16 protein-coding genes are annotated in these 22,263 nt (G+C 40.2%); 11 read left to right on the top strand and 5 right to left on the bottom strand.

All coding sequences use genetic code 11. From position 1 onward, the window contains the following. Positions 1-122: 122 nt before the first annotated feature. On the top strand, positions 123-863 hold the full coding sequence (locus AAEU30_RS17410) for a FadR/GntR family transcriptional regulator (RefSeq protein ID WP_421961612.1): 741 nt from the start codon (positions 123-125) through the stop codon (positions 861-863). Between the two features lie 183 nt (positions 864-1,046). Here AAEU30_RS17410 and AAEU30_RS17405 read toward each other — a convergent pair whose 3' ends face one another. Next, a complete protein-coding gene (locus AAEU30_RS17405; RefSeq protein WP_421961611.1) occupies positions 1,047-2,234 on the bottom strand; it encodes an iron-containing alcohol dehydrogenase in 1,188 nt (395 codons plus the stop codon). Between the two features lie 364 nt (positions 2,235-2,598). On the opposite strand from AAEU30_RS17405, the gene AAEU30_RS17400 reads away from it, so the two are divergent. Beyond that, the gene (locus tag AAEU30_RS17400; RefSeq protein WP_421961610.1) at positions 2,599-3,456 is read left to right on the top strand and encodes an EamA family transporter; all 858 of its coding nucleotides are present in this window, start codon (positions 2,599-2,601) and stop codon (positions 3,454-3,456) included. A gap of 11 nt (positions 3,457-3,467) precedes the next feature. Here AAEU30_RS17400 and AAEU30_RS17395 read toward each other — a convergent pair whose 3' ends face one another. From AAEU30_RS17395 to AAEU30_RS17385, 3 genes are all read right to left on the bottom strand, one after another. Further along, entirely contained in the window at positions 3,468-5,402 is a 1,935-nt protein-coding gene (locus AAEU30_RS17395; RefSeq protein WP_421961609.1) for a methyl-accepting chemotaxis protein, read from the bottom strand. Between the two features lie 167 nt (positions 5,403-5,569). Beyond that, positions 5,570-6,439 carry a diguanylate cyclase domain-containing protein gene (locus AAEU30_RS17390; protein ID WP_421961608.1) on the bottom strand — a complete coding sequence of 290 codons (870 nt, stop codon included), beginning with the start codon at positions 6,437-6,439 and terminating at the stop codon, positions 5,570-5,572. 31 nt (positions 6,440-6,470) lie between these two features. Continuing rightward, positions 6,471-8,492 (bottom strand): hybrid sensor histidine kinase/response regulator, encoded by a 2,022-nt coding sequence (locus tag AAEU30_RS17385; protein ID WP_421961607.1) that lies wholly within the window; start codon positions 8,490-8,492, stop codon positions 6,471-6,473. A 272-nt stretch (positions 8,493-8,764) separates the two neighbouring features. On the opposite strand from AAEU30_RS17385, the gene AAEU30_RS17380 reads away from it, so the two are divergent. The 7 genes from AAEU30_RS17380 (at position 8,765) to AAEU30_RS17350 (ending at position 17,355) form a co-directional block, all read left to right on the top strand. Beyond that, positions 8,765-11,068 carry a TonB-dependent receptor gene (locus AAEU30_RS17380; protein WP_421961606.1) on the top strand — a complete coding sequence of 768 codons (2,304 nt, stop codon included), beginning with the start codon at positions 8,765-8,767 and terminating at the stop codon, positions 11,066-11,068. A gap of 59 nt (positions 11,069-11,127) precedes the next feature. Then, a complete protein-coding gene (locus AAEU30_RS17375) occupies positions 11,128-11,415 on the top strand; it encodes a hypothetical protein (protein ID WP_421961605.1) in 288 nt (95 codons plus the stop codon). After that, entirely contained in the window at positions 11,412-13,022 is a 1,611-nt protein-coding gene (locus AAEU30_RS17370) for a PepSY-associated TM helix domain-containing protein (protein ID WP_421961604.1), read from the top strand. The genes AAEU30_RS17375 and AAEU30_RS17370 overlap by 4 nt, the downstream gene beginning before the upstream one ends. Further along, positions 13,019-13,249, top strand: a complete 231-nt coding sequence (locus AAEU30_RS17365; RefSeq protein ID WP_421961603.1) for a hypothetical protein — start codon at positions 13,019-13,021, stop codon at positions 13,247-13,249. The genes AAEU30_RS17370 and AAEU30_RS17365 overlap by 4 nt, the downstream gene beginning before the upstream one ends. A 190-nt stretch (positions 13,250-13,439) precedes the next feature. Continuing rightward, a complete protein-coding gene (locus AAEU30_RS17360; protein WP_421961602.1) occupies positions 13,440-15,521 on the top strand; it encodes a TonB-dependent siderophore receptor in 2,082 nt (693 codons plus the stop codon). 170 nt (positions 15,522-15,691) lie between these two features. Further along, the gene (locus AAEU30_RS17355) at positions 15,692-16,588 is read left to right on the top strand and encodes a LysR family transcriptional regulator (RefSeq protein ID WP_421961601.1); all 897 of its coding nucleotides are present in this window, start codon (positions 15,692-15,694) and stop codon (positions 16,586-16,588) included. Positions 16,589-16,665: 77 nt separating this feature from the next. Further along, positions 16,666-17,355 carry a VC0807 family protein gene (locus AAEU30_RS17350; protein WP_421961600.1) on the top strand — a complete coding sequence of 230 codons (690 nt, stop codon included), beginning with the start codon at positions 16,666-16,668 and terminating at the stop codon, positions 17,353-17,355. 17 nt (positions 17,356-17,372) lie between these two features. Here AAEU30_RS17350 and AAEU30_RS17345 read toward each other — a convergent pair whose 3' ends face one another. Continuing rightward, complete coding sequence (locus tag AAEU30_RS17345; RefSeq protein ID WP_421961599.1) at positions 17,373-17,978, bottom strand: TetR/AcrR family transcriptional regulator; 606 nt, start codon at positions 17,976-17,978, stop codon at positions 17,373-17,375. Between the two features lie 168 nt (positions 17,979-18,146). Here AAEU30_RS17345 and AAEU30_RS17340 point away from each other — a divergent pair, with 168 nt between their 5' ends. Then, positions 18,147-19,196 carry an efflux RND transporter periplasmic adaptor subunit gene (locus AAEU30_RS17340; RefSeq protein WP_421961598.1) on the top strand — a complete coding sequence of 350 codons (1,050 nt, stop codon included), beginning with the start codon at positions 18,147-18,149 and terminating at the stop codon, positions 19,194-19,196. Continuing rightward, positions 19,196-22,249, top strand: a complete 3,054-nt coding sequence (locus AAEU30_RS17335; RefSeq protein ID WP_421961597.1) for an efflux RND transporter permease subunit — start codon at positions 19,196-19,198, stop codon at positions 22,247-22,249. The genes AAEU30_RS17340 and AAEU30_RS17335 overlap by 1 nt, the downstream gene beginning before the upstream one ends. Positions 22,250-22,263: the final 14 nt, after the last annotated feature.

The raw sequence follows: 22,263 nt of genomic DNA, 5'->3' as shown, positions 1-22,263 counted from the left end.
CCAAAAAGAAGTACTATTTTTGGTAATAACATCCTTATGGATTTTGACAGAATGGCTGAATTTACTGTAATCTAGAGTATTGACGCGTGGTCTACTAAAAATTAGAGCAATAAAGGTAAAATATGGGAAATCGTCGCTTATTTTGGCGTATTGTCGATAAAGTTGAATCTTTAATCAATGTAGGGGAATTCTCTGCTGGCAGCCGCTTACCACCGGAACGTGAACTTGCAGAAATGTTTGATGTGAGTCGTCCGACAATTAGAGAAGCCATTATAGCCCTTGAGGTGCGTGGTAAAGTTGAAGTAAAAACCGGTTCTGGCGTTTACGTTGTAGACACACCAGAACCTGCATTTAAATCACAAGATATTAGTGCATTTGAGCTAACTCAAGCCCGTGCATTAATTGAAGGTGAAATTGCCGCCTTAGCAGCACAAACAATTACCGAGGATGAGCTTAAGCAACTTCATCAAACGCTTGTTGACATGGCTGAAGGCCGTTACGTTGAAAAAGCAGACCAAGAGTTTCATGAAATTATCTCGCGTGCCACGCGCAATAAAGCGCTTGAGTATGCTGTAGCTAACCTGTGGGAGTTGCGTTTAACCAATCCACAAATTGTAGCTGATTACAAAAGCGTTTGTACCAACAATGATGCATGCGTAATGGATGAGCACACCGCTATATACCAAGCGCTACTTAATCATGATGCTAATGCAGCACGTTCGGCTATGCATCAACATTTCAATAGATTGATCAATGCTTTATTTGACGCAGTTGAAGCTCGTGCACTTGAAGAAATTAAGCGTAAAAACAGTGAAAAACGAGGCCTATACTCGTTAGATGGTCTGGTAAAAACGAGTCTTTAAATTTGTGCGAGTGTCATTAACCTCGCTCAATGTCAATTTAGACCCTACACCTCAAATACGCTAACAGCCAGAAAGAAAAAACCCCCTATCGGGGGTTTGGTTTCCTCGTACTATCAGTATTGTAAAAAGGATTTAATGTGAGAGGAACCCTTAAAACAAACTATAGTATGTGCAAGAATCTGGTTACTTACATAAGTTATAAATATTAATAACATCCTGTTTGTTGATGCTCCATGCGCCTAATTCAGCATCTTCAATCGCATTTTCGTGTAAGCGTATGGCATCTTCAGCCATAAGCTCAAACTTTTCATTCGGAATGCCCACATCCCCAAAAGTTAGATAAGAATGGGTGCTTTTAAACCATTTTGTCACTTCACCTGATAACATGGCTGCCGCTTTAATGTCATCTTGTTCGGTCACGTTAAAACAACGCCTAGCTAATTTAGCCAAACGCTGAGGTGAAACATCAGCAAAATATGCTAAATAGGCAACAACGATCAGCACCATACTTCTACCATAAGGTAAGTCGTAACGAGCGCTCAAAGGCATTCCTAGATACTGTAATGAAGCCTTTTTTTGTATACCATTAGTATTTTTACTTGAGCAAAAAAAAGTTGAGCACCGTGCAAGTTGGCTACGAACTTCAATATTATCGATGTCATATATAATTTTTTCAGTGTTGTCTTTTAAGCACAAAATCATGTCTTCAATGAGCTTGTCTGCACATTCAGATTCATTCGAACTTGCTAAGTAACGCTCTAATAAACTGGCAAATATACTTATACAACTATCTTGTGTTAATCGCAGTGGAACTGACGTTTGTATCTCAGGATCAATAACTGTAACTTTTGGCAGCAATACATCTGAACGGATGATCCCTTTCTCTTGTGTGTTTGAGTTCACGACAATAGCAGTACTGTTTGCTTCAGAGCCAACAGCTGCAATACTTGGGATAGCAATTAAAGGGTATGTATCATTATAATGGTTTGACGCATTATTCACGCCCATAACATAATCCCAACATACCCCACCACAGCATGCTGTTGCCGCAACAAGTTTTGCAGCATCAATCACACTGCCACCGCCTATAGCAATAACAAAATCACAGTTGTTGCTAATAAACATAGCAATCGCTTTATCAATCGTTTTAGAGCGAGGGTTAGGCTCTATATGAGCAAAAACAACTGACTCTAAACCAATATCCGCTAGCGACTTCTCCACTTTGTCGAGCGTCTTATCAAGACCATTACCACGAAGATAAGTAACAATCATTGCTCGATGCCCGTATTGCAGAGACTCTCGTGCAACATCAGTGACACAGCCCGCACCATAAATTAGCTTTGTAGGTAGCTGCCACTCAAATTCATTCATTTGAACGTTCTCGATAATTTTAGTTGCAACTTGCAATAATTCAGCATCGATACCTACTATTTATAAAATGAGCAACAGATAATAAACCAGAAAACGCAAACTGGTAAACCAAGATGTAAGACATAGGTTAATAATTAAGTAAAATATTGTCAACCAATAATTAAAAACCTCTTGACCAAAGTTAGTGTATTCTTGGTAAGTGGCATAAAGTAACGCCATATTTGTAACTTCATGAAGTAGTTTTGCAATTCTAGAAACGCGTTCAGAGCCTTCAATGTCATTGTCATTTATCGCAAATATATAAAATCTTTACTATTGCCTGTACACTCTGGCCATTGTCAGCTTTTTCATTCTTTATAAAACTATGTCTCGTGTTATTCCGCCTTTTTTTATTGCCGTAGTTTGCGTACTCATGGCTATGGTGACCATACAGTCGGGTGCCTCTGTTGCAAAACAACTGTTCCCCTTGATTGGCCCTGAGGGTACAACGGCCCTGAGGCTAGGCTTCTCAGCAGCTATTTTATGCTTGATATTTCAACCCTGGAAAGCGTTTCCACCATTAGGTCAGCGCATACCGGTGCTTATATATGGGTTGAGCCTTGGGGGTATGAATATATTGTTCTACTACGCAATCGAACGTATTCCATTAGGGATAGGAGTTGCACTTGAATTTACGGGTCCATTAGCCGTTGCATTATTGTCATCTAGACGCAAACGAGATCTATTTTGGGTCGCCTGTGCTATTGCTGGCATAATTTTATTATTACCTGATATGAGCGGTGAAGAAAGCTTAGACCCTATTGGGGTTATTCTAGCGCTTGCGGCTGGTGCATGCTGGGCTTTTTATATTTTATTCGGTAAAAAAACCGGGAATCAAGGCTCTGGTGGAATGACTGTCGCACTGGGTATGAGTGTTGCTGCTATCGTGTTAGTACCATATGGAGCCATTCACCAAGGTATGAATTTATTAAGTTGGGAAGTTATCCCTCTCGGTTTTTTAGTAGCAGTCATGTCCAGTGCCCTGCCATACACTTTGGAGATGGTAGCCCTGAGAAATATGCCGGCGCAAGGCTTTAGTATAATGATGAGCTTGGAGCCTGCTATTGCAGCAATGGCTGGTTTTATGATCTTAGGCGAGTTACTAAGTTTTTGGCAGTGGTTGGCGATTTTATTAGTGATTACCGCCTCTGTTGGTAGTTCATTAGCTACTGATAAAAAGTAGTGTCTAACCCCTTATTCAGATAAGGGGTTAGCTTGATTAAGTTTGAATTTATTCACAATTGCGCTGAGTTGGTTATTGATCCCCGCAATATGGTCTATCTCACCATGTACTGTTCCGCCATTTTCTGTGAGTTTATCAACCATGGTATGAATGCGGTTCATATTTTGACTAATACTTTGTATAACAACATTTTGCTCATCTGCTGATGTTGATATTTGAATACTCAAATCATTTATTTTGGTCACGTAACCACTCATAACTTCTAGGCTATCAGCAATCCCGACCGCTTCGTCTACCGTTTTTTCGCTCGTTTTTTTTGTGCTGCCAATTGATGCAACGACTGAACCTGCGCCATGTTGTAATTTTGCTAATGCGCTTTCAATCTCTCCGGTACTATCTTGTGTTCGAGCTGCAAGTGCCCTTACTTCTTCAGCCACAACGGCAAAGCCTCGGCCCTGTTCGCCAGCCCTTGCGGCCTCAATAGCTGCATTAAGTGCTAATAGGTTTGTTTGATCAGCAATACTGCCTATAACACTCAAAATTGAGCTTATATCTTTGGTTTCATCACTCATTTTTGTCACGCTTTGACTCGCGCTATCAACTTCGCTCATGAGCTGCTTTAAGCTATGTTGTGCATTTATGATTGTTGCTTTTGACGCTTTACCTGAGTGGTTTGCTTCTTGTGTAAATTGAGCAGCTTCACTGGCATTTTGCGCAACCAATTCTGCGGTGGTCCCGAGTTCATCCATTGCTGTGACAACTTGATTTGTTTCAAGCTGATGTTTATCAAGGATTTGCGTGTTGTTATCTGAATGGCTACGTAAATTAATTACCCCATCAGACAAATTACCGGTTACTTTTTTAACCTCTAACATCATATTGTGCAGGCTTTCTATAAATAAGTTAATACCCTGCGCTATTTCACCTAAATCATCCTTGCTGCTGACATTTAAACGCTGTGTTAGATCGCCATCACCTCGAGATAAACTCAATACAAGTTCTTTTAAAGCAATCACAGGACGATAAATATGATTTAGTACGACCACTAAAATCACTACAAATATAATAGCAATAACAGCAGACCACACAACAAGTTGCCACGATACTTTGTTTACAGTCGCTAATGCCGTTTTCTTATCAATTGCGTTAATCAAGTACCATTTATCCGAACCCATTAGGTTTATTTGGGTAGAAAATACAAAACTGGGTAAACCTTCAATTTGCTGCTCAACAACTGTTGATTCACGCTTTAATAAATTAGCAGATACATCACTAAAATCTTCCATATCTTGAATATACGAACGGATCTGAGCATAATCGGCCGTCGACGCTAGCACTAAACCATTGTCATCAACAATCATAGAAACAGCACCAGGAATAACATTGACCCCTTCAAGCGTTTTTTGTAAATGATCTAATCTAACATCGGCAAGTAACACACCATTTTTTATAGGCTGAACAGCACCTAGAATTGGCGCTCCTTCTTTGGTAAAGAATACATCACTCAATGCAAGACTATTCACCTTTTTACCGAGCTGATACCAAGGTCGAGTCCGCGGATCATATTTTTCAGTTCTACCTATACCATTTGGAAATGTACTCGATGAGGCAATAGAAACATACGACCTACCATCGTCAAAACCTAAAGTGATTTTGTAAACGCCAGCTATACGAGCAGCAAACTCCATGTATTTTTCATGACTGGTTTGATAGTCGTATTGTTCATACAAACTTGCTAGTTCTACAATCGGACGGGAGTTATCACTAATATATTTTTCAATATTGTGTGTTTCATACTGTGACGATGTTTTTATCGTATGAATAAGATCATTAGTGGTAAGTTTAGTTAATTGCGCAATCGAAATATAACTGGTGATACCTAAAGCAATCACCAATAAGGTGACTACAACAACTATTAAAACGTGCTTAAAACCAAGCTGGTTCATATTTCACCTTTGTAATGTAGTAAGTAAATGTACACGAATTATTAATCGGTACAATCAAATACAAATCAAAGGACGTCGGGAGAGAAAAGAATTTACATTGTTTCAATAGTTGCCAGTCCAACTTACTTGTTAAAAATTAACAAGTCAATCATTTTTGCAACATTAAGTTAAGCACTTACTACACGGTTGCCACCCGCTTTTTTGGCTGCATACATAGCGTTATCAGCATGTTGAATTAATTGCCGATCACTAGCCCCTTTGTCTGGATAAATGGCCATACCAATACTACTGGAAATTGTATGTGATTGACCTTCAATGACAAAAGCACGCTCACACGCTAACCTTACTTTTTCTGCTAGCCCCAGAGCATTATTATGATTCTTTACATCATGTAACAATATCAAAAATTCATCCCCCGCTAATCGTCCGACAGTATCAGACTTACGAACACAGCGTAAAAATCGTTGTGCTATTGCCGTTAATAATTGATCTCCAATATGATGACCATAATTATCATTAACGGCTTTAAAGCCATCTATATCGATGAACAACACGGCTAACAACGTTACGTCACGTTCAGCTTTAAGCAAGCTAGTTTTTAAACGATCTAAAAGCAAAATTCTGTTAGGTAAATTAGTTAGTGGATCATGACCTACTAAGTAATGCAGCTGTTTTTCCATCTCTTTACGTTCAGTAATATCGTGCGCAACAGCTATTCGTACCTGGTGCTGCTCTGACCAACATACAGACCATAAAACAGATACTATAGTGCCATCTTTACGGACCCAGCGATTTTCAAAACGGGGGTTTGCTGCACCAGATAATAATATCTCGACAGTTTCAAGCGTAAGCTCTCTGTCTTCATGATATACAAATTCTATCATGGGTCGGCCAATAACCTCTTCAGCACGATAGCCAAAAATAGTTTTAAAAGCAGCACTTACAAATAAAAAACGACCCTCTTTATCAACAACACAAACCGCATCCAGCATTAGCTCTAGGACATCAGTCAAACTAACTAAATCATTTTTAATCATAGAGCCTGCTTTAGAGGAGATTATTTATATATTAGCCCTTACTCGCTAATTGTTCAGAAACACGGATGACTGCTTCTTCTATTGAGTGTAGTTTAAATGGCTTAGAAATAAACATATCCATGCCAGCTTCTTTACATGCGGCTTTATCAGTGGCTGAGGTGTTGGCAGTTAGCGCAACAATTAAAGTATCGCCAATTGGACATAAGTTTGTTTCTCGTAAGATTTTAGTCGCTTCTAAGCCATCAAGCTGAGGCATAATGCAATCCATAAAAATGAGGTTATATTGCTTTTGTTCACATTTAAATATAGCGTCTTGGCCATCAACAGCAAAATCTGCTTTTATATTCAACTTATCAAGTGATGCCTCAAGTACTAACCTATTAATTTGATTATCATCGACCACTAAAACCGACAAGTCTTCAATACTTACGTCAAATGTATTACGCTCAAAATGCTCAACTTGAGCAGTCCCAATTTCTAATGGTATTTGGATGTTAAAAGTAGTTCCTTTATTTAAAGTACTTTGTACCGAAATAGTGCCATGCATATAATCAACAAGCTCTTTTACTATTGCCAACCCTAGTCCTGTACCACCGACGCTTTTTGTTACATCAACTTCCTGTGTGAAAGGAGAGAATAATGATTTTAAAAACTCTTTGGTCATACCACGGCCACTATCCGAAACCGCTATATCCAACATTATTTTAGACGCTTGCTCAGAAGAGCTTATAATAAGGTTTACACCTCCGCGCTCTGTGAATTTAAGTGCATTACTTAATAAATTAGATAAAATTTGGCTCAATCGGGCATTGTCACAATAAGCCCAGCAGCTATCATCGATTTTGATAGAAGTTTGAAAATCAACATTTTTATCTTTAAATAAAGGTAAATAAAGAGAGGCTAAGTCCACAAAGATTGTTTTTAATAAGAAGTGATTAGGTTCTAATTTAAGCTCACCATGATTAATTTTAGAAAAATCCAACACCTCATTAATTATACTAAGTAATATGTCTGCACTTCTTAATGCAACTTTTAACTTTTCAACTCGGCGCTCTTCATTTTGTTCATCGAGTAAAGTGGTTAGCATACCTGTTATGCCATTAAGTGGTGTACGTAGCTCATGGCTTATTTTTGCAAGTAACATACTTCTATCTTCGAGCATTCGTTCTGCAAGCGCTTTTTTATTTTTCAGCTCTTCGCGAAGCTCAACAGATTCAGTGATATCTTGTAGCGTGCCAAATAAACGTACACATTTATCGTCAATGAATTCAGCTTCACCAAACGTTGAAACCCAGATACTTTGATTGTTTGCAGTAATTAATTGTAATTCTAAGTCCCATTTATTTCCGCTCTCAATAGCGGTCTCAACAGCACTAGTAATGCTATCACGGCTCTTTCCTGCTCTAAAAAATTCAATCGCAGATTCTAAATCTGGTTGATAAGACGACGGAACTTGATAAATACGCCTAGTTTGCTCACTCCATGTTACTTTATCTAACAGTAAATCCACTTCCCACGTGCCAATTTTTGCAACACTCTCTAGTTTTAGTAAAGTGCTGTTATTTTGTATTAGTTGCTCAGAGGCTCTTTTGCGGGCTTCTTCTGCACCTAGCCATTGTGCAAATAGTTCAACATAGTCGTAAGCTTGATCTGAAAAGGGGGGCGAGACTTTGGCTGCAGAGAAATTAACAGTTCCATATATTTCTTCACCAACTTTAATTGGAGCGCCAATATAAGACTCTAATTTAAAATTTAAGTAACAAGGGTGATTCGCCACACAACTAGTTGAAGCTTTATTAAAAGCAACTGCACTGCCAGCTGTCAATGTATGGACACAATAAGTGCCTTCTAAATCGAAGGTAGTACCTACAGGTAATGAATCATCAGGTGTAATAACGTGCTTAACAAGGTAAGTACCATCAATAACCTTACTTACAATCGCAATCTCTAGATCAAAGACATCAAGTCCAAATTTAAGAAGCTTATCTACTTTTTCATCAAAGCTTTGTGTTTGATCTGAAACGATATCATGAAAACTTCTCAGAAAATTCAAAGTGTAGCTCCTTAATGCTCAAATTATAAGCTCAATATTTAACTGATAAAGGTAATATTTTTATCCTACCCAAACAATAATGTAGCCAATTTAATAAAGCAATTTATTCCGTATTTATCTTGGTAGTTAGAATAAATTACAACTGTGCATTGTGATTTACCCGTTGAATAAATTATTTAGTAATTACTCTATTAACGATTGTTAATAAAACCACATCAATATACAATAATAACTATTATCATTTATAGTTACCAGAAGGACTACAACCGCTAATGCGTAAGCTCACCAAATCAACAATTGCACTGACTATTGCCTCTTCTCTCACCAATTTAGCTGTTGCTGATGATTCAGGCATCGAAAAAATCATGGTCAAAGGCCAAAAAATAGATCGCACTTTACAGGAAACACCCGCAAGTGTTGCTGTTATAACGAGTCAAACAATTGAACGTGAAAACCTAAATGACTTTTATGATGTACTCGCGCGTACGCCGAATGCATCTGGCGTTGATGGCTCTGGTTTTAATATTCGTGGTATTGATGCATTTGGTGTAACTGATGGTGGGACAGGCGGACTTGCCAGTGTGTACGTTGATGGTGCACCGTTGCCGTACCGTATGATGCAACAAGGTGGCTTTTCAACGTGGGATATAAGCCAAGTTGAAATTTTACGAGGCCCACAGTCTACCTTACAAGGTCGAAATTCTTTGGCCGGTGCCGTGGTCATGAAAACTCGTAATGCAGTCCAAGAGTATGATTTTAAGGGCCGTATTGGTATGGGAGAATACGGCACTAAAGAAGCAGCAGTTGCTTTTGGTGGCGGGTTAATTGAAGACGAATTAGCATTTCGGGTAAGTGCTGAGCAACGCGATTTTGACGGTTATAATACTAATGTGGCTACAGGCGAAGAGTCTGACTTTGATAACAATGAATTTTACAGTGCCAAGTTACGCTATACACCCTCTGCCCTGCCTGAATTTGAAGCACAACTAAGTTTTATGCACAGCGAAAACGAAAAAGGTATTGATTGGGTTATGGTCGAAAGTGGTCATGCAGATTACCCAATTAATAATATTTATGATGATCGCTATGTTTATTTAGATTCACCCACGTTTGAATCGACTGATACTGATCTATATATTCTGAATGTGGATTATGAGCTAACAAATGAATGGTCTCTGTCGTCAATAACAACCTATTCTGATGCGCAGTATGGTTATGAATGGGACGGTGATGCCAGCATGCAAGGGCCTAAATCTATATTAACCGATACGCGTACCGACAAAACGACCACACAAGAACTCCGCTTTACTTACGAAGGCGAAAGGCTATCGGGCTTAGTTGGCCTTTATTACTCAGATTTAGATGCGTCTGATACCAGTGGCGGTGAACGCGGCTTAACGTTTACGCAGCTAGGCGTAAAAACATTATTAACAGCCCCAGCAGAATATGATGGTTTAGGCCTTCCTGAAGCCATGGCAGATCAAGTTCTGCAACTTTACACAGGCGCAGACCCTGTATTTATAGGCCAAAATTCTGATTTCATACAAAAAGTGAAAACGAAAGCACTTTTCGCAGACTTTACATACCAGTTAAACGACAGTTGGGATGTGTTTGCAGGCATTCGTTATGACAAAGAAGAGCAAGCAAACGGCACCACTGCCGACATCTATATCACAGAGCAAACACAAAATGCGTTACCAAAACCAGCAGACTTTGCTACGGATCCTATGCTTGCACAGTTGATTGCAGGTATTAATCAACAGCTTTATGCTATGGCCGATGGCGCATCAGGTGATGAACCAGTTGAAGATGCAACATTTGATGCTTGGCTACCAAAACTAGGAGCGACATATCGCTTTAATGATGATTTATCAACAAGCTTTACCATCCAAAAAGGCTACCGCTCCGGCGGTGTCGGTACCAATGTCGCGCAAGCAAAACCATTTACCTTTGATCCTGAATATACTTGGAACTATGAGTTCTCTCTTCGCTCAGTATGGTTAGATGACACACTCGTTCTAAATGCCAATGTATTTTACCTTGATTGGACCGACCAACAAGTGTCGGTGTATTTATCAGGTAACCAATATGATCGTGAAACAGTGAATGTTGGTGAATCACACGTTCAAGGTTTTGAAACAGAAGTCAGTTATGAGCTTTCAAGCAATATTAATGTATACGCTGGTATTGGGTATTCAAAATCTGAGTTTGATGAATTCACCGCAAGCTTTAACGGCGAAGAGCAAGATTATAAAGGATACTCGTTTGCAGGTGCTCCAGAGTGGACTGGCTTACTAGGCCTTGATTACTATAATGATGCTGGATTTGTAGCGAACATTAATGCCAGTTATACCGGTAGCTCACAACGTGTCGCTACCAGCCTAGATCCTCGCAACGATGCGTATTGGTTAGTTAATTCACGAGTAGGTTACCAGTGGGATAACTACGGCGTATACGCGTTAGTAGATAACCTATTAGATGCTGAGTATATCTCTGTGGTTGACGCACAAGACTTCGGCAATCAAACTTTAGGCTCACCACGTACACTCAGCGTGCGCTTTGAAGCTAATTTTTAAAAAATAATAACATGCGGTGTGGCTAAGACTATTAGCCACACATAGGGGCTAAAAAACAAATGAATAAAAAACGAACCTTTTCCGCAACAAAACGGCGTCACCTGATGGCATGTTTACTTGCACTGATCACCGCAGTAGTGATGATCCCTGGCATGACAACTTACTTACCGTTTGCCATGGAAGAACAAATACTAATACCCATCATGTTATTCCCTTTTATTTGGGCTGGGCTATTTATCTACGCCTACATGGCTGAAAAAGCATGGCAACCATGTGTGGTGATGCTGTTAATAATACTTAGCCATGCTGGATTAAGCTTCATGGCGTTATCAGGGGCACAAGGATGAAATCAATCTCATTAAAAAAATTATTTTTACTGCATAGTTGGGTAGGAATAGTTACCGGTATTTTACTTTTTGTGGTGTGCTTTACAGGCGCCCTGGCTGTACTTAGCCGCCCGGAGCTAAAAATTTGGGCCAACCCTGAATTACATCAATTAAATTCCGTACCCAGTGAAAAGGTCACTGAGTTAATTAATCGCTATCATCAACAAGTCCCTCAAGAGTTTGGTGAAAACATTCACGTTTATTTACCTACTGGGCACAATACACATTTACTGACCATCTTATTTGAGTCCCATGATGGTGATGAAAACTACGACGAAGAAGCCGCTTATGCTTATCAATTTGACCCTCGAAACTTTGAGCTGGTCAATGAATATTATGGCGCTGCGGGTTATTTTTACGAACAACGAAAAACTGATGCCCCTTCATTTATCGGTCACTTTCATGCTGACTTACACTTAGGTCGCCCTATTGGCTTAATACTCACCGGTTTTTTGGGTTTAACTTTATTGGTATCAACTATTACCGGCTTATTTATACACCGCCAATTAATCAAAGAATTGTTCACGTTTAGGCGTAAAAAAGACCTTGATGTAGTGGTGAATGACGCGCATAAGATCATGGGAATATGGGGTAGTTTATTTCATGGAGTAATTGGTTTTACCGGTGCATTTTTAGGCCTTGCAACCATCATACTCTTACCTGCAGCTGCCTTTGTTAGCTTTGGGGGCGACCAAGATAAACTGGTAGCAAAGTTCACGGCAATGCCAGAACCTATCATTACTCATGATTATCAAGCAACGGATATAAATACTATTTTAAGTGATGCTCAGGCACGCTACCCAAAAGCTAAAATAGTAGATTTGACGATTATGGCCCATAACGATGTCAATGCTGAGGTTTACCTGCGCTTAATTGGTGGCGATGCTGTTGCATCACAATTGTTGCAATATCATGGCGATGGCGAGTTTAGTAAATCGATGAGTAATTTTGGCGACATACCCGGTCCAGCTATTAAAGTTTTAGAGCTACTTTTTCCACTACACTTTGGTAATTTTGCCGGTGTATTTGTAAAGCTAATTTGGGCTTTATTAGGCTTAACAACGGCATTATTACCGCTTTCAGGCATGATGATGTGGTTAGCGAAGCGCACTAGAGGGAGTAATCCAACACTCACCGAGCTTGGCTATCAGCGTTGGAATCGTATCATTATTGGTAGCTGCGGCGGTCTCGTGTTGGCAACCGCTATCTTATTTCCAGCTCAGGTTCTACTTAACCATTTTGTACCAACGCAGATGCACAATAGTATGTTTGGACCCTTATTTTTCTACTCCTGGCTTTCGTGGTGCTTACTGGCTATTTTACCGTTTAATTACCACCGTTATTTACAAGTAACAATGGTGCTTACAGCGCTTGCTTGTATAGCTGTATTACCTCTTAACTTAGTACTTTCATCTAGCCACGCTTTTACAGCCAATAACTTATTGGTGACAGTTGTCGATATCAGCTTTTTAATCATCGGCATGCTAATTATGTTTTTTGCAAAACGCATTGACGTTAAGCGGCTTGAATTGAAAAGCCAAACTAACGTACGTGAGGTAACGGTATGACGTATATTTACTTAACTCTCGGGTGTTTGCTATTAGTTGCAACTAGCTTATTACTTAGGAATGCAACAAAACGCCAGCGTTTACTTAGCATAGCTACATTTGTGCTTGCGCTGATTTGCTTTATCACCATTTACGGCAATATTGCAGGCGTTTTTGTTACAATTACCTCAGGGCTACTTTTTGGTTTGCTTACAGCCTTTATATTGGGAAAACCTAAAAACAACTAGTATTTTACCTATCTAAGGCCTTCAAATTGTTATATGAGGGCCTTCATCTTCCCCGTAATTTAGAAATTGTATTTCACAAAAAAACAACTAATCGTAATGATAACTCATATCAATTGTGTTAATGTATCGACAGTTTAATTATGCAAAAATCACAACAATATACAATCTACGTCATTACTTGGAGAACCGAATGAAATTTAGCCAACTTCCCGTTGCTGCAGCAGTTATTTATGCGCTAGCCCCACATATGAGTATTGCACAGGAAGAGCCAACAGCCGAGGGCACAAGCATTGAAACACTAGAAATTGTCGGTGTTCGCCAAAATCGAATTTCTGAAGGTGCGACGGGTTTAGCGCTTGAGATTGATGAAACGCCACAATCGATCAGTATTATTTCAGCTGAACAATTAAAAGATTACGCTGCTTTTAGCATCAATGATGCCTTACGACTCGCACCAGGTATAAATGTTGAAGAGTGGGAAACAAATCGTACCAACTATACAGCTCGTGGTTTCGAAATTAAAAGTACACAAGTTGATGGCGTAGGCTTACCTAATGATTGGGGCATAGTAACGGGTGCAATGGAAGCATATGGTTACGAAAACATTGAAGTCATCCGTGGTGCAAACGGTTTATTAACCGGTGTTGGTAATGCATCTGCAACACTTAATTATGTTCGTAAAAGACCAAAAAATGAAAATGGTGGTGAAGTAGGCGTTTCAATCGGCTCATGGGACTTTAAACGTGTCCAAGCAGATTACTCTGTTTTATTGACAGAGTCTGGCAGTTGGGCTGCGAGATTTGTCGCTGCCGCTGAAGATAAAGCGTCTTATTTAGATGGACTTGAAAATAGTCGTGAGTTTTTCTCTGCCATTGTTGATGGACAGTTAACTGATAACGCAACGATAACACTCGGTTACTCATATCAAGATGCCGACACCGATGGCAATACATGGGGCGGCCTAGTTTATAATTACACTGATGGCACTCAGGCACAGTGGGATGTAAGTGACACCACAACTCAAGACTGGACGATGTGGGATACTGTTAATAGCTCAGCATTTATTGAGTACAATTATATTTTTGCTAACTCATGGCAGGTTCAAGCAAGCTATAACTATCGCTCTTTTGAAGAGCAAGACAAACTCTTTTACGCCAGTGGCGCAATTGATAAAGATACAAACTTAGGTTTATCTGGTTGGCCTGGTAGATACGACAGTGAAGTTGACTCTGATATATATGAAATCAAAGCATTTGGTGCATTTGAATTATTCGACCGCGAACATGAAGCAAATTTTGGTGTAAGCGTAGCTAAAAGTAATGATCTAATGTATCAATATGGTTTTGACTTTGCTAATACTCCAGCCTATGGCCCAACTCCGGCATTTCCATATGATTTAGACGCCATTGCTGAACCTGATTGGCTGCCTAAAACACAGTATTCTGATATTGATCAAAAACTGACTCGTTACTTCGGCTCAGCGAAGATTAACTTAACTGACTCATTATTTGCTGTTGCAGGTTTCAATTCTATTAAGTTTAAACGCTCAGGAAACAATGCTGGGGCTGATATTTTGAACGAAGAAAACGAAACGAGCCCATACCTTGGCTTAACATATAAAGTACATGATGACATAAATCTATATGCTAGTTATTCTGATATTTACCAACCTCAAGAGCAAACTGATTTTGATGGCCAATACTTAGACCCAACAAAGGGTAAAAACTTTGAAACCGGTGTTAAAGTACAATGGTTTGATGACTCACTTATGACGTCGTTTGCGATATTCACAGCTGAACAAGAAAACTTTGCCCAATATGCCGGGACCACACCTGCTGGTATCTACTATTACGAAGGGGTTTCGGTTGAATCAAAAGGTTATGAGTTTGAAGCTGTTGGTAGCGTTACAGAACAATTAAACATCGTTGCTTCCTATACTAAACTTGATGTTACTGATAAAGATGGTAACGACACCAACAAATGGGCACCACGTGATGTATTTGGCTTTTCTGTAAATTATGCTCTATCAGATAACTTAAACGTAGGTTTTGGTGGCCGCTGGCAGTCAAAAATCGAAAATACGGATTACAACGTAAAACAAAGCAGTTATTTATTACTTAACGCGTTTGCTCGTTGGGGCATTACGGAACAACTAGCCGTGCAAGCAAATGTGAATAATATCACTGATGAAAAGTACATAAACAGCTTACAAACTGTTGGCTTTTATGGTGCACCTGCTAACGCAAGTTTATCACTTACATATCAATTTTAACTTCTGAAGACTTTTGAGGCCTCACCATGAGGCCTCATTAGGCTAATATCTCTTTTTCTTCATTATCTGTGTGACATGCCGTTATTTAATGTAATAATTACTAAAACTGTTTGATGCTATATACCCTCCGCTTACTTGTAACTTTTTAACACTTAATAAGACGACGCTAGATGAATCCTAAACTATTTCGCTCATTGAGTATCTTTGTCAGAATCGTTGAGACTGGTAGCATGAGTAAAGCTGCCCATGAGCTTGCAATGACGACTTCTGCTGTCAGCCAACAAATTAAACAAATTGAGTTGGATGTAAATTTAAGCTTATTTAACAGAAGCCCTAGAGAGATAACACTCACTGAAGCAGGTGAACTTTATTATCAAAGTTGCTTAACTATTCTCGCAGCTGCACAGCACACCAGTGAAAAGCTGCAATTATTGCAAAATAGACCTAGCGGCCAATTAAAGCTAGTGGCCCCTGTAGGGTTCGGTGGCGGAATTCTTAGTGAACCCTTAAAACAATTGACCGACCAATATCCTGATTTTGATGTACAATTGAGTTTATCTGATGAACCTGTCGACCTAATAAAATCAGGGGTTGATTTAGCTATTGCAATTGGTCCACTGGAGGAATCTAACTTAGTGTCGAGGGCTTTAGCAAACTGGCCCTTAACCCTCTGTGTCAGTAAAAACCATGCTTTAGCAAATAGTTATTTACTGCCACCGAATGAACTCAGTAATTTTACTCGTATTGCCCACACCACGGCTGAGTTTCCACTAACGAATATAAAAGATCAACAAATAGCTCATTTACCGAAACCTCGTATTGTAGTTAACAACATGCACAGTATTATACAATTAGTCTGTGATGGCGTGGGGTATGCTATTTTACCAAAACCCGAGGTTAAGTCCTTATTAGACAATGGCGAGTTGATTGAGGTATGCCCGCAATGGCAGTTACCTAAATACAGTGTGTTTGCCATTACACCACAACGGGATATATTAGCCGCTAAAACAACTATTGCCATTGAAATATTAAAGTTGCACTTTGATAAAATCAGCGCAGCTTTGTAGTTCTTACAATCAGTCAGTGTATCTTAAGCTTTCATGGGTATATACTTAAACAAAATTGTTCTAATAAATTGTAAGTAATGACAACACCTAAAAAGAAAAGTAATTTTTTCAGTAACCTCATTTTTAATATTGCTCTACCTGCGGTTATTTTAAGCCGTTTTAGCACCCCTGATACCCTAGGCCCAGTATGGGCCGTGGTTATTGCACTTGCGTTCCCATTATTATTTGGTTTATGGGAACTCAAGCAATCTGGAAAAGTTAACTTTTTCTCTATTTTGGGAATTATTAGCGTACTGCTAACAGGTGGTATCAGCCTATTCGAGCTCGACCCAAAATATATTGCAATAAAAGAAGCCATGGTACCCGCGATAATAGGTATCATTGTATTGATCAGCCAATACACTCCCTACCCGCTAATTCGCAAGCTGCTAATTAACCCTGAGCTGTTAGACATAGAAAAACTCACTCAGTCACTCGAGCAACAAAATAACACAGCCGTTTTTGATGCTAAAATGCGACTTGCTGGCTTTATTGTTGCAAGTGCATTCTTTTTATCGGCAACCTTAAATTACTTTTTAGCAAAAGCCATTGTAGTCAGTATGCCGGGAACTACCGCCTATGCCGAAGAGCTGGGTCGTATGACATGGTTAAGTTATCCGGTCATTGTTGCACCAACTATGGTGTTACTCGTCGGCGCGATTATTTTTACCTTTATGCAAATTGGTAAACTCACTAAGCAGCCGATAGATGACTTTATTTTGCAGTAAATGGCAACTGTAGCCCTTTAGCTGTACATTTTAATAAACCGCGATACACAATCAGCAACATAATCCGCTGGCGGTAATTCGTCAGCTTTTGCGTGCCCTAGCGCATGGCGCAACTTCCAATCCCCTTGCGTCATGCCAAGTAGCTGTAGCGTTGCATATTTAGGATTCTCAATACTCAGTAAACCTGCCTCAGCCATACACTGTAAACAGACTTCAACTTGCTGTATCACCACTTTTGGGGCGGCATCGTAAAACAATAAAGCCAACTCGGGGTATTCATCTTTATGTGCTACACAAGTGTCATACACTCTTAACGCTTCAGGTGAAAATACTAACGTTATAAAGTTAGTCACCACCCTAAATAAATTTTCTTCAATACTTTGTGCGGGCTCAAAGCCCTCTTTGCGAAGGTTCGAAGCAGAGCAATGAGCGGTCACTGTTTCAACAAATAAATTATTTTTGTCTTTAAAGTGGCTATAAACCGTTTGTTTTGACACTTGAGCGAGTTTCGCAATTTGATCCATGCTGGTATTCGGAAAGCCTTTGTCCATAAACAAGGTCGTTGCAGCCGTAATAATTTGTTGTCGTTTTTGTTCTGACCGACTAAGGGTAGTTATTTCCATTATCACCTCAAATCAAACTAGACAGTCTAGTTTGATTGGTTTATATTTATTCGAAATTAGACTCATGAGTCCAACTTTAATCATTCTGCTTTTAGCGCAAAGTATACCTGTGTTTTCTGCAGCTGACTAACCACACCGCTTTTACTGGCAATAAATAAGGACATTGCAATGATCAAATACTTGCTCAGTGCATTCATTTTACTCACTCCATGTATAAGTTATAGCGAAAGCTTAGTGCATGTAGCCGCATACACAGTACAACAACAAGCAGGTTATTATCAAACACGCACCCTGAGCGGCCAAGTTATCAAGCAACATGATGCCAAACTAAGTTTTGAATTTCCGGGAAAAATCGAGCAGGTTTATTTTGATCAAGGCGAGTACGTTAAACAAGGCGACATTATCGCACAGCAAAATACCCAGCTTTTAGCCATTGACGAGCAAAAACTACACGCACAAAAACAACGAATACAAGCACAACACGCATTAGCTGAACTTGAAAAAAAGCGCTTAGCCGAACTTGATAAAAAAAATTACTCGGCCGCCTCGGCCCTTGATCAAGTTAAAACCAATATTGCAGTGCTTAATGCTGAGCTCGCTGAAATAGAAGCCAGTTTAAATGAAATCAATATTCGCACTCAAAAAGCCCATTTAACAGCCCCTTTTAATGGTATTTTAGGCCAACGCTTTGCATCAAAAGGCGAGATTGTCGCAGCAGCTACCCCCATAGTTCGCTTAATCGAAAACCAACACGCGCAAGTTAGCATCGGTATTCCACTGATATTAAAAAACACCATAAAAAATAGCATGGATATTGAAGTAGCGGGACAAACCTTTGCAGCACAATCACTTAGTAAAGGAGCGAGTATCGACCCAGATACACAAACCTTAACTATGCGCTTTTCATTGCCTGATCATGCCGTGGTTTACTCCGGTCAATTAGCAAAACTAACACTACAACAGTATCAACAACAAACCGGCTTTTGGGTGCCACTTGACGCCCTTGCAGATGGCATTCGTGGTACTTGGCAGGTTTACCAAATTAAAGACAATATTTTAAAACCTATCATAGTTCAGCTTTACTATGCCCATGATGGTTACGCATTTATTGGTGCACCGCTGCAAAATGGCGAACAAATTGTTGCCAATGGCATGCACAAGTTATCAGCCAATATTTCGGTTAATATTGCTGAAAATCAACCGACCAAGGTGTTGTGATGATCCGTTATTTATTTAATCACGGCCGCTTTCAAGCGTTACTGGTTGCGTTGCTTATTGTCAGTGGATTAGCCGCAATAAATGGCCTACCACGCAGTGAGGATCCGCGTATATCAAATCGTTTAGCTATTGTGACTACAGCATTACCGGGAGCCAGTGCCGAGCGAGTTGAAGTGCAAGTCAGCGAAAAAATTGAACAACGTCTTAAATCTCAAGCTGAAGTAAAGCATGTGTCGTCTATTTCTCGCCCAGGCTTGTCGGTTATCACCGTCGAATTAAAAGATGAAGTAACCCATGCCCCGCCAGTATGGTCGCGGATGCGTGATTTGCTCAGTGATGTGCGCAACCAACTTCCCGCTAACGCTGCACAGCCACTGCTTGATGACGAGCGCGGCTACGCATACACCCGTCTTGTGTCACTTGCTGCACGTGATGACTCAATTACAATGGCAACTCTTAACCGTTATGCAAAAGAATTACAAAACCAATTTCGTAACGTCTCCGGCGTTGAACTTGTGCATATATTTGGTCAAGCCGAAGAAGAGATCCGCGTTACTGTTGATCAACAAAAAGCCAGCCTTGCTGGTGTTTCGCTAGCGCATATTCATGCTGCAATAAAGGGCGCTGATGCCAAAGTGGCTGCGGGCACATTAACCAATGCTAAGTCACAAATGCAAATAGAAGTAACAGGGGCATTTAACTCTGTTGCACGCATTGGTGCTATCCCCATCAGCAGTAATCAAACCGCAAGCCAATATCAACTCGCTGATATCGCAGACATTTCACGCACCACCAAAACCCCGGTCAGTGAAATTGCATTAATTGACGCTAAGCCTGGTGTTTATATTGCTATTCGTATGCTGCCTAAACTGCGCATTGATAAGTTTTCAGATAAAATCGATGTGGTGGTACAGCAATTTGAGCAACAGCTGCCCAGTCAAATTGAACTACAAAACATTTTTGATCAACGTGGTTATACCCAAGCCCGTTTAGGCGATTTACTCGCGAATATTGCCGTAGGCTTTATACTCATTTTAGCTGTATTGTTTGTAACCTTAGGTTTTAAGGCCGCATTAATTGTCGGTACTGCTTTACCTCTCACGGTACTATTTACCTTAGTAAGCATGCATTTATATGGTTTACCTATCCATCAAATGTCTGTCACCGGTTTAGTGGTTGCACTGGGGATCATGGTTGATAACGCTATTGTGATCACCGACGCAGTACAGCGCTATCGCCAACAAGGCCTTAATGCTCTTGCCGCGGTTGAAAAAGCAGTGGCACATTTTTGGCTACCGTTACTTGGTTCAACCCTCACCACGATTTTAGCGTTTGCACCAATTGCCTTAATGCCCGGCGCTTCAGGTGAATTTATTGGTGGTATCGCCCTCAGTGTTATTTTTGCGCTGATTGGTTCCTACCTAATTTCCCATTCTTTGGTTGTAGTATTTGCAGGGCAATTTATAAAAAACGAGCAACGTACGGGTATATTTTATCAAGGCATACGTACACCAAAGCTCAGTAAACGCTTTGCCGCGACGTTAAAATACAGCCTAGAAAAACCAAAACTTACATTATTACTGGTGTTTATATTTCCCGTTGCTGGCTTTTTTGGCGCAGGGCAGCTCACGGAGCAATTTTTCCCGCCTTCAGACCGCGATATGTTTCAAATTGAAGTGCACTTTGCCCCGCAAGTGAGTATTGAATCCACCCGTCAAGCAATCAAAGAAATGGACGCCTATATTCGCAAGTCCCAAAGAATAGAAAAACTTGATTGGATGATAGGCACAAATTTCCCGAGCTTTTATTACAATATGATGCAACGTAACCGCGGCGCAAATAATTACGCACAAGCAATGGTAAAAGTCACCGATTTTAGACGAGCCAATGAATTAATTACCGCGTTACAACATCAGCTAGATAGAGAGTTTCCACATGCGCAAACGCTAGTAAGAAAACTCGAGCAAGGCCCGCCATTTAATGCGCCTATTGAAATGCGTATCTACGGCCCAAGCTTAGATACTTTGTCCGAACTAGGTCAGCAACTACGTACGCAGCTGATCGCTCATGATAACATCACACATACTCGCCCTACTTTGCTCTCGGGCTCACCCAAGTTATGGCTAAACACTGATGAAGCAGCTCTCACTCATGCGGGCTTAAGCCTCAGTGACATGGCTACACAATTGCAAAGCCAATTTAATGGCGTTATTGCTGGCAGTATTATTGATAATACTGAAACGGTGCCGGTACGAGTTAGGGTTGCCGATCAAGACCGTGATGACATTAGCGCATTATTTAGCACTCAATTAACCAGCCCCGCAGCAACGAGCCAAGGATTGTTAGTTGAATCTTATGCAAGTGTAGAGCTTACACCGTCGCGTGGTTCAATTGCGCGACGTGATGGAGAGCGAGTGAATATCATTGAAGCCTATTTAAACACTGGCGTATTGCCGCAAACAGTGCTTAATGAGGTGACTGCAACCATAGAAAAATCTGGCTTTGTGTTGCCTCACGGCTATAGATTAGAAATTGGCGGTGAATCGCAAAAGCGCAATGAAGCGGTTAGTAAATTGCTTGGCCAAGTGGGGATTATTGTCGTGTTATTGATCACCGTGCTGGTGATGTCATTTAATTCGTTTACTACCACAGCATTAATTTTAGTCAACGCCTTGCAAGCGGCGATGCTTGGCTTATTAAGTGTATACATTGCAAACTACCCTTTCGGTTTTACTGTGATCATCGGCTTATTAGGTTTAATGGGGCTGGCAATTAACGCTGCGATCGTTATTTTATCCGAACTTAACGCAACCAGTGCTTTAACCGATAAAAACAAGATCATTGCCGCGGTCATGACTTGCTCTCGCCATATCAGTTCAACAACTATTACCACGGTGGGTGGCTTTTTACCGCTGATTTTAGCCGGTGGAGGCTTTTGGCCACCGTTTGCAATCGCGATTGCTGGCGGTACAGTGCTAACTACTATGCTGTCATTTTATTTTGTACCTATCGCTTATTATTTACTATCAAAACGAAAGTTGCACTGTAAATAAGCATTCACTCGAAC

The sequence above is a fragment of the Pseudoalteromonas mucoides genome (assembly GCF_049257175.1).
In the GTDB taxonomy this organism is placed as follows: domain Bacteria; phylum Pseudomonadota; class Gammaproteobacteria; order Enterobacterales; family Alteromonadaceae; genus Pseudoalteromonas.
Note: the sequence above shows the minus strand (reverse complement) of the source record. Positions and strands in the feature narration are given on the sequence as shown.

Excerpts from the sequence above, each read along its gene's own strand:
- AAEU30_RS17410 (WP_421961612.1), top strand. The coding sequence starts at position 123 with ATGGGAAATCGTCGCTTATTTTGGCGTATTGTCGATAAAGTTGAATCT.
- AAEU30_RS17405 (WP_421961611.1), bottom strand. The coding sequence starts at position 2,234 with ATGAATGAATTTGAGTGGCAGCTACCTACAAAGCTAATTTATGGTGCG.
- AAEU30_RS17400 (WP_421961610.1), top strand. The coding sequence starts at position 2,599 with ATGTCTCGTGTTATTCCGCCTTTTTTTATTGCCGTAGTTTGCGTACTC.
- AAEU30_RS17395 (WP_421961609.1), bottom strand. The coding sequence starts at position 5,402 with ATGAACCAGCTTGGTTTTAAGCACGTTTTAATAGTTGTTGTAGTCACC.
- AAEU30_RS17390 (WP_421961608.1), bottom strand. The coding sequence starts at position 6,439 with ATGATTAAAAATGATTTAGTTAGTTTGACTGATGTCCTAGAGCTAATG.
- AAEU30_RS17380 (WP_421961606.1), top strand. The coding sequence starts at position 8,765 with ATGCGTAAGCTCACCAAATCAACAATTGCACTGACTATTGCCTCTTCT.
- AAEU30_RS17375 (WP_421961605.1), top strand. The coding sequence starts at position 11,128 with ATGAATAAAAAACGAACCTTTTCCGCAACAAAACGGCGTCACCTGATG.
- AAEU30_RS17370 (WP_421961604.1), top strand. The coding sequence starts at position 11,412 with ATGAAATCAATCTCATTAAAAAAATTATTTTTACTGCATAGTTGGGTA.
- AAEU30_RS17365 (WP_421961603.1), top strand. The coding sequence starts at position 13,019 with ATGACGTATATTTACTTAACTCTCGGGTGTTTGCTATTAGTTGCAACT.
- AAEU30_RS17360 (WP_421961602.1), top strand. The coding sequence starts at position 13,440 with ATGAAATTTAGCCAACTTCCCGTTGCTGCAGCAGTTATTTATGCGCTA.
- AAEU30_RS17355 (WP_421961601.1), top strand. The coding sequence starts at position 15,692 with ATGAATCCTAAACTATTTCGCTCATTGAGTATCTTTGTCAGAATCGTT.
- AAEU30_RS17350 (WP_421961600.1), top strand. The coding sequence starts at position 16,666 with ATGACAACACCTAAAAAGAAAAGTAATTTTTTCAGTAACCTCATTTTT.
- AAEU30_RS17345 (WP_421961599.1), bottom strand. The coding sequence starts at position 17,978 with ATGGAAATAACTACCCTTAGTCGGTCAGAACAAAAACGACAACAAATT.
- AAEU30_RS17340 (WP_421961598.1), top strand. The coding sequence starts at position 18,147 with ATGATCAAATACTTGCTCAGTGCATTCATTTTACTCACTCCATGTATA.
- AAEU30_RS17335 (WP_421961597.1), top strand. The coding sequence starts at position 19,196 with ATGATCCGTTATTTATTTAATCACGGCCGCTTTCAAGCGTTACTGGTT.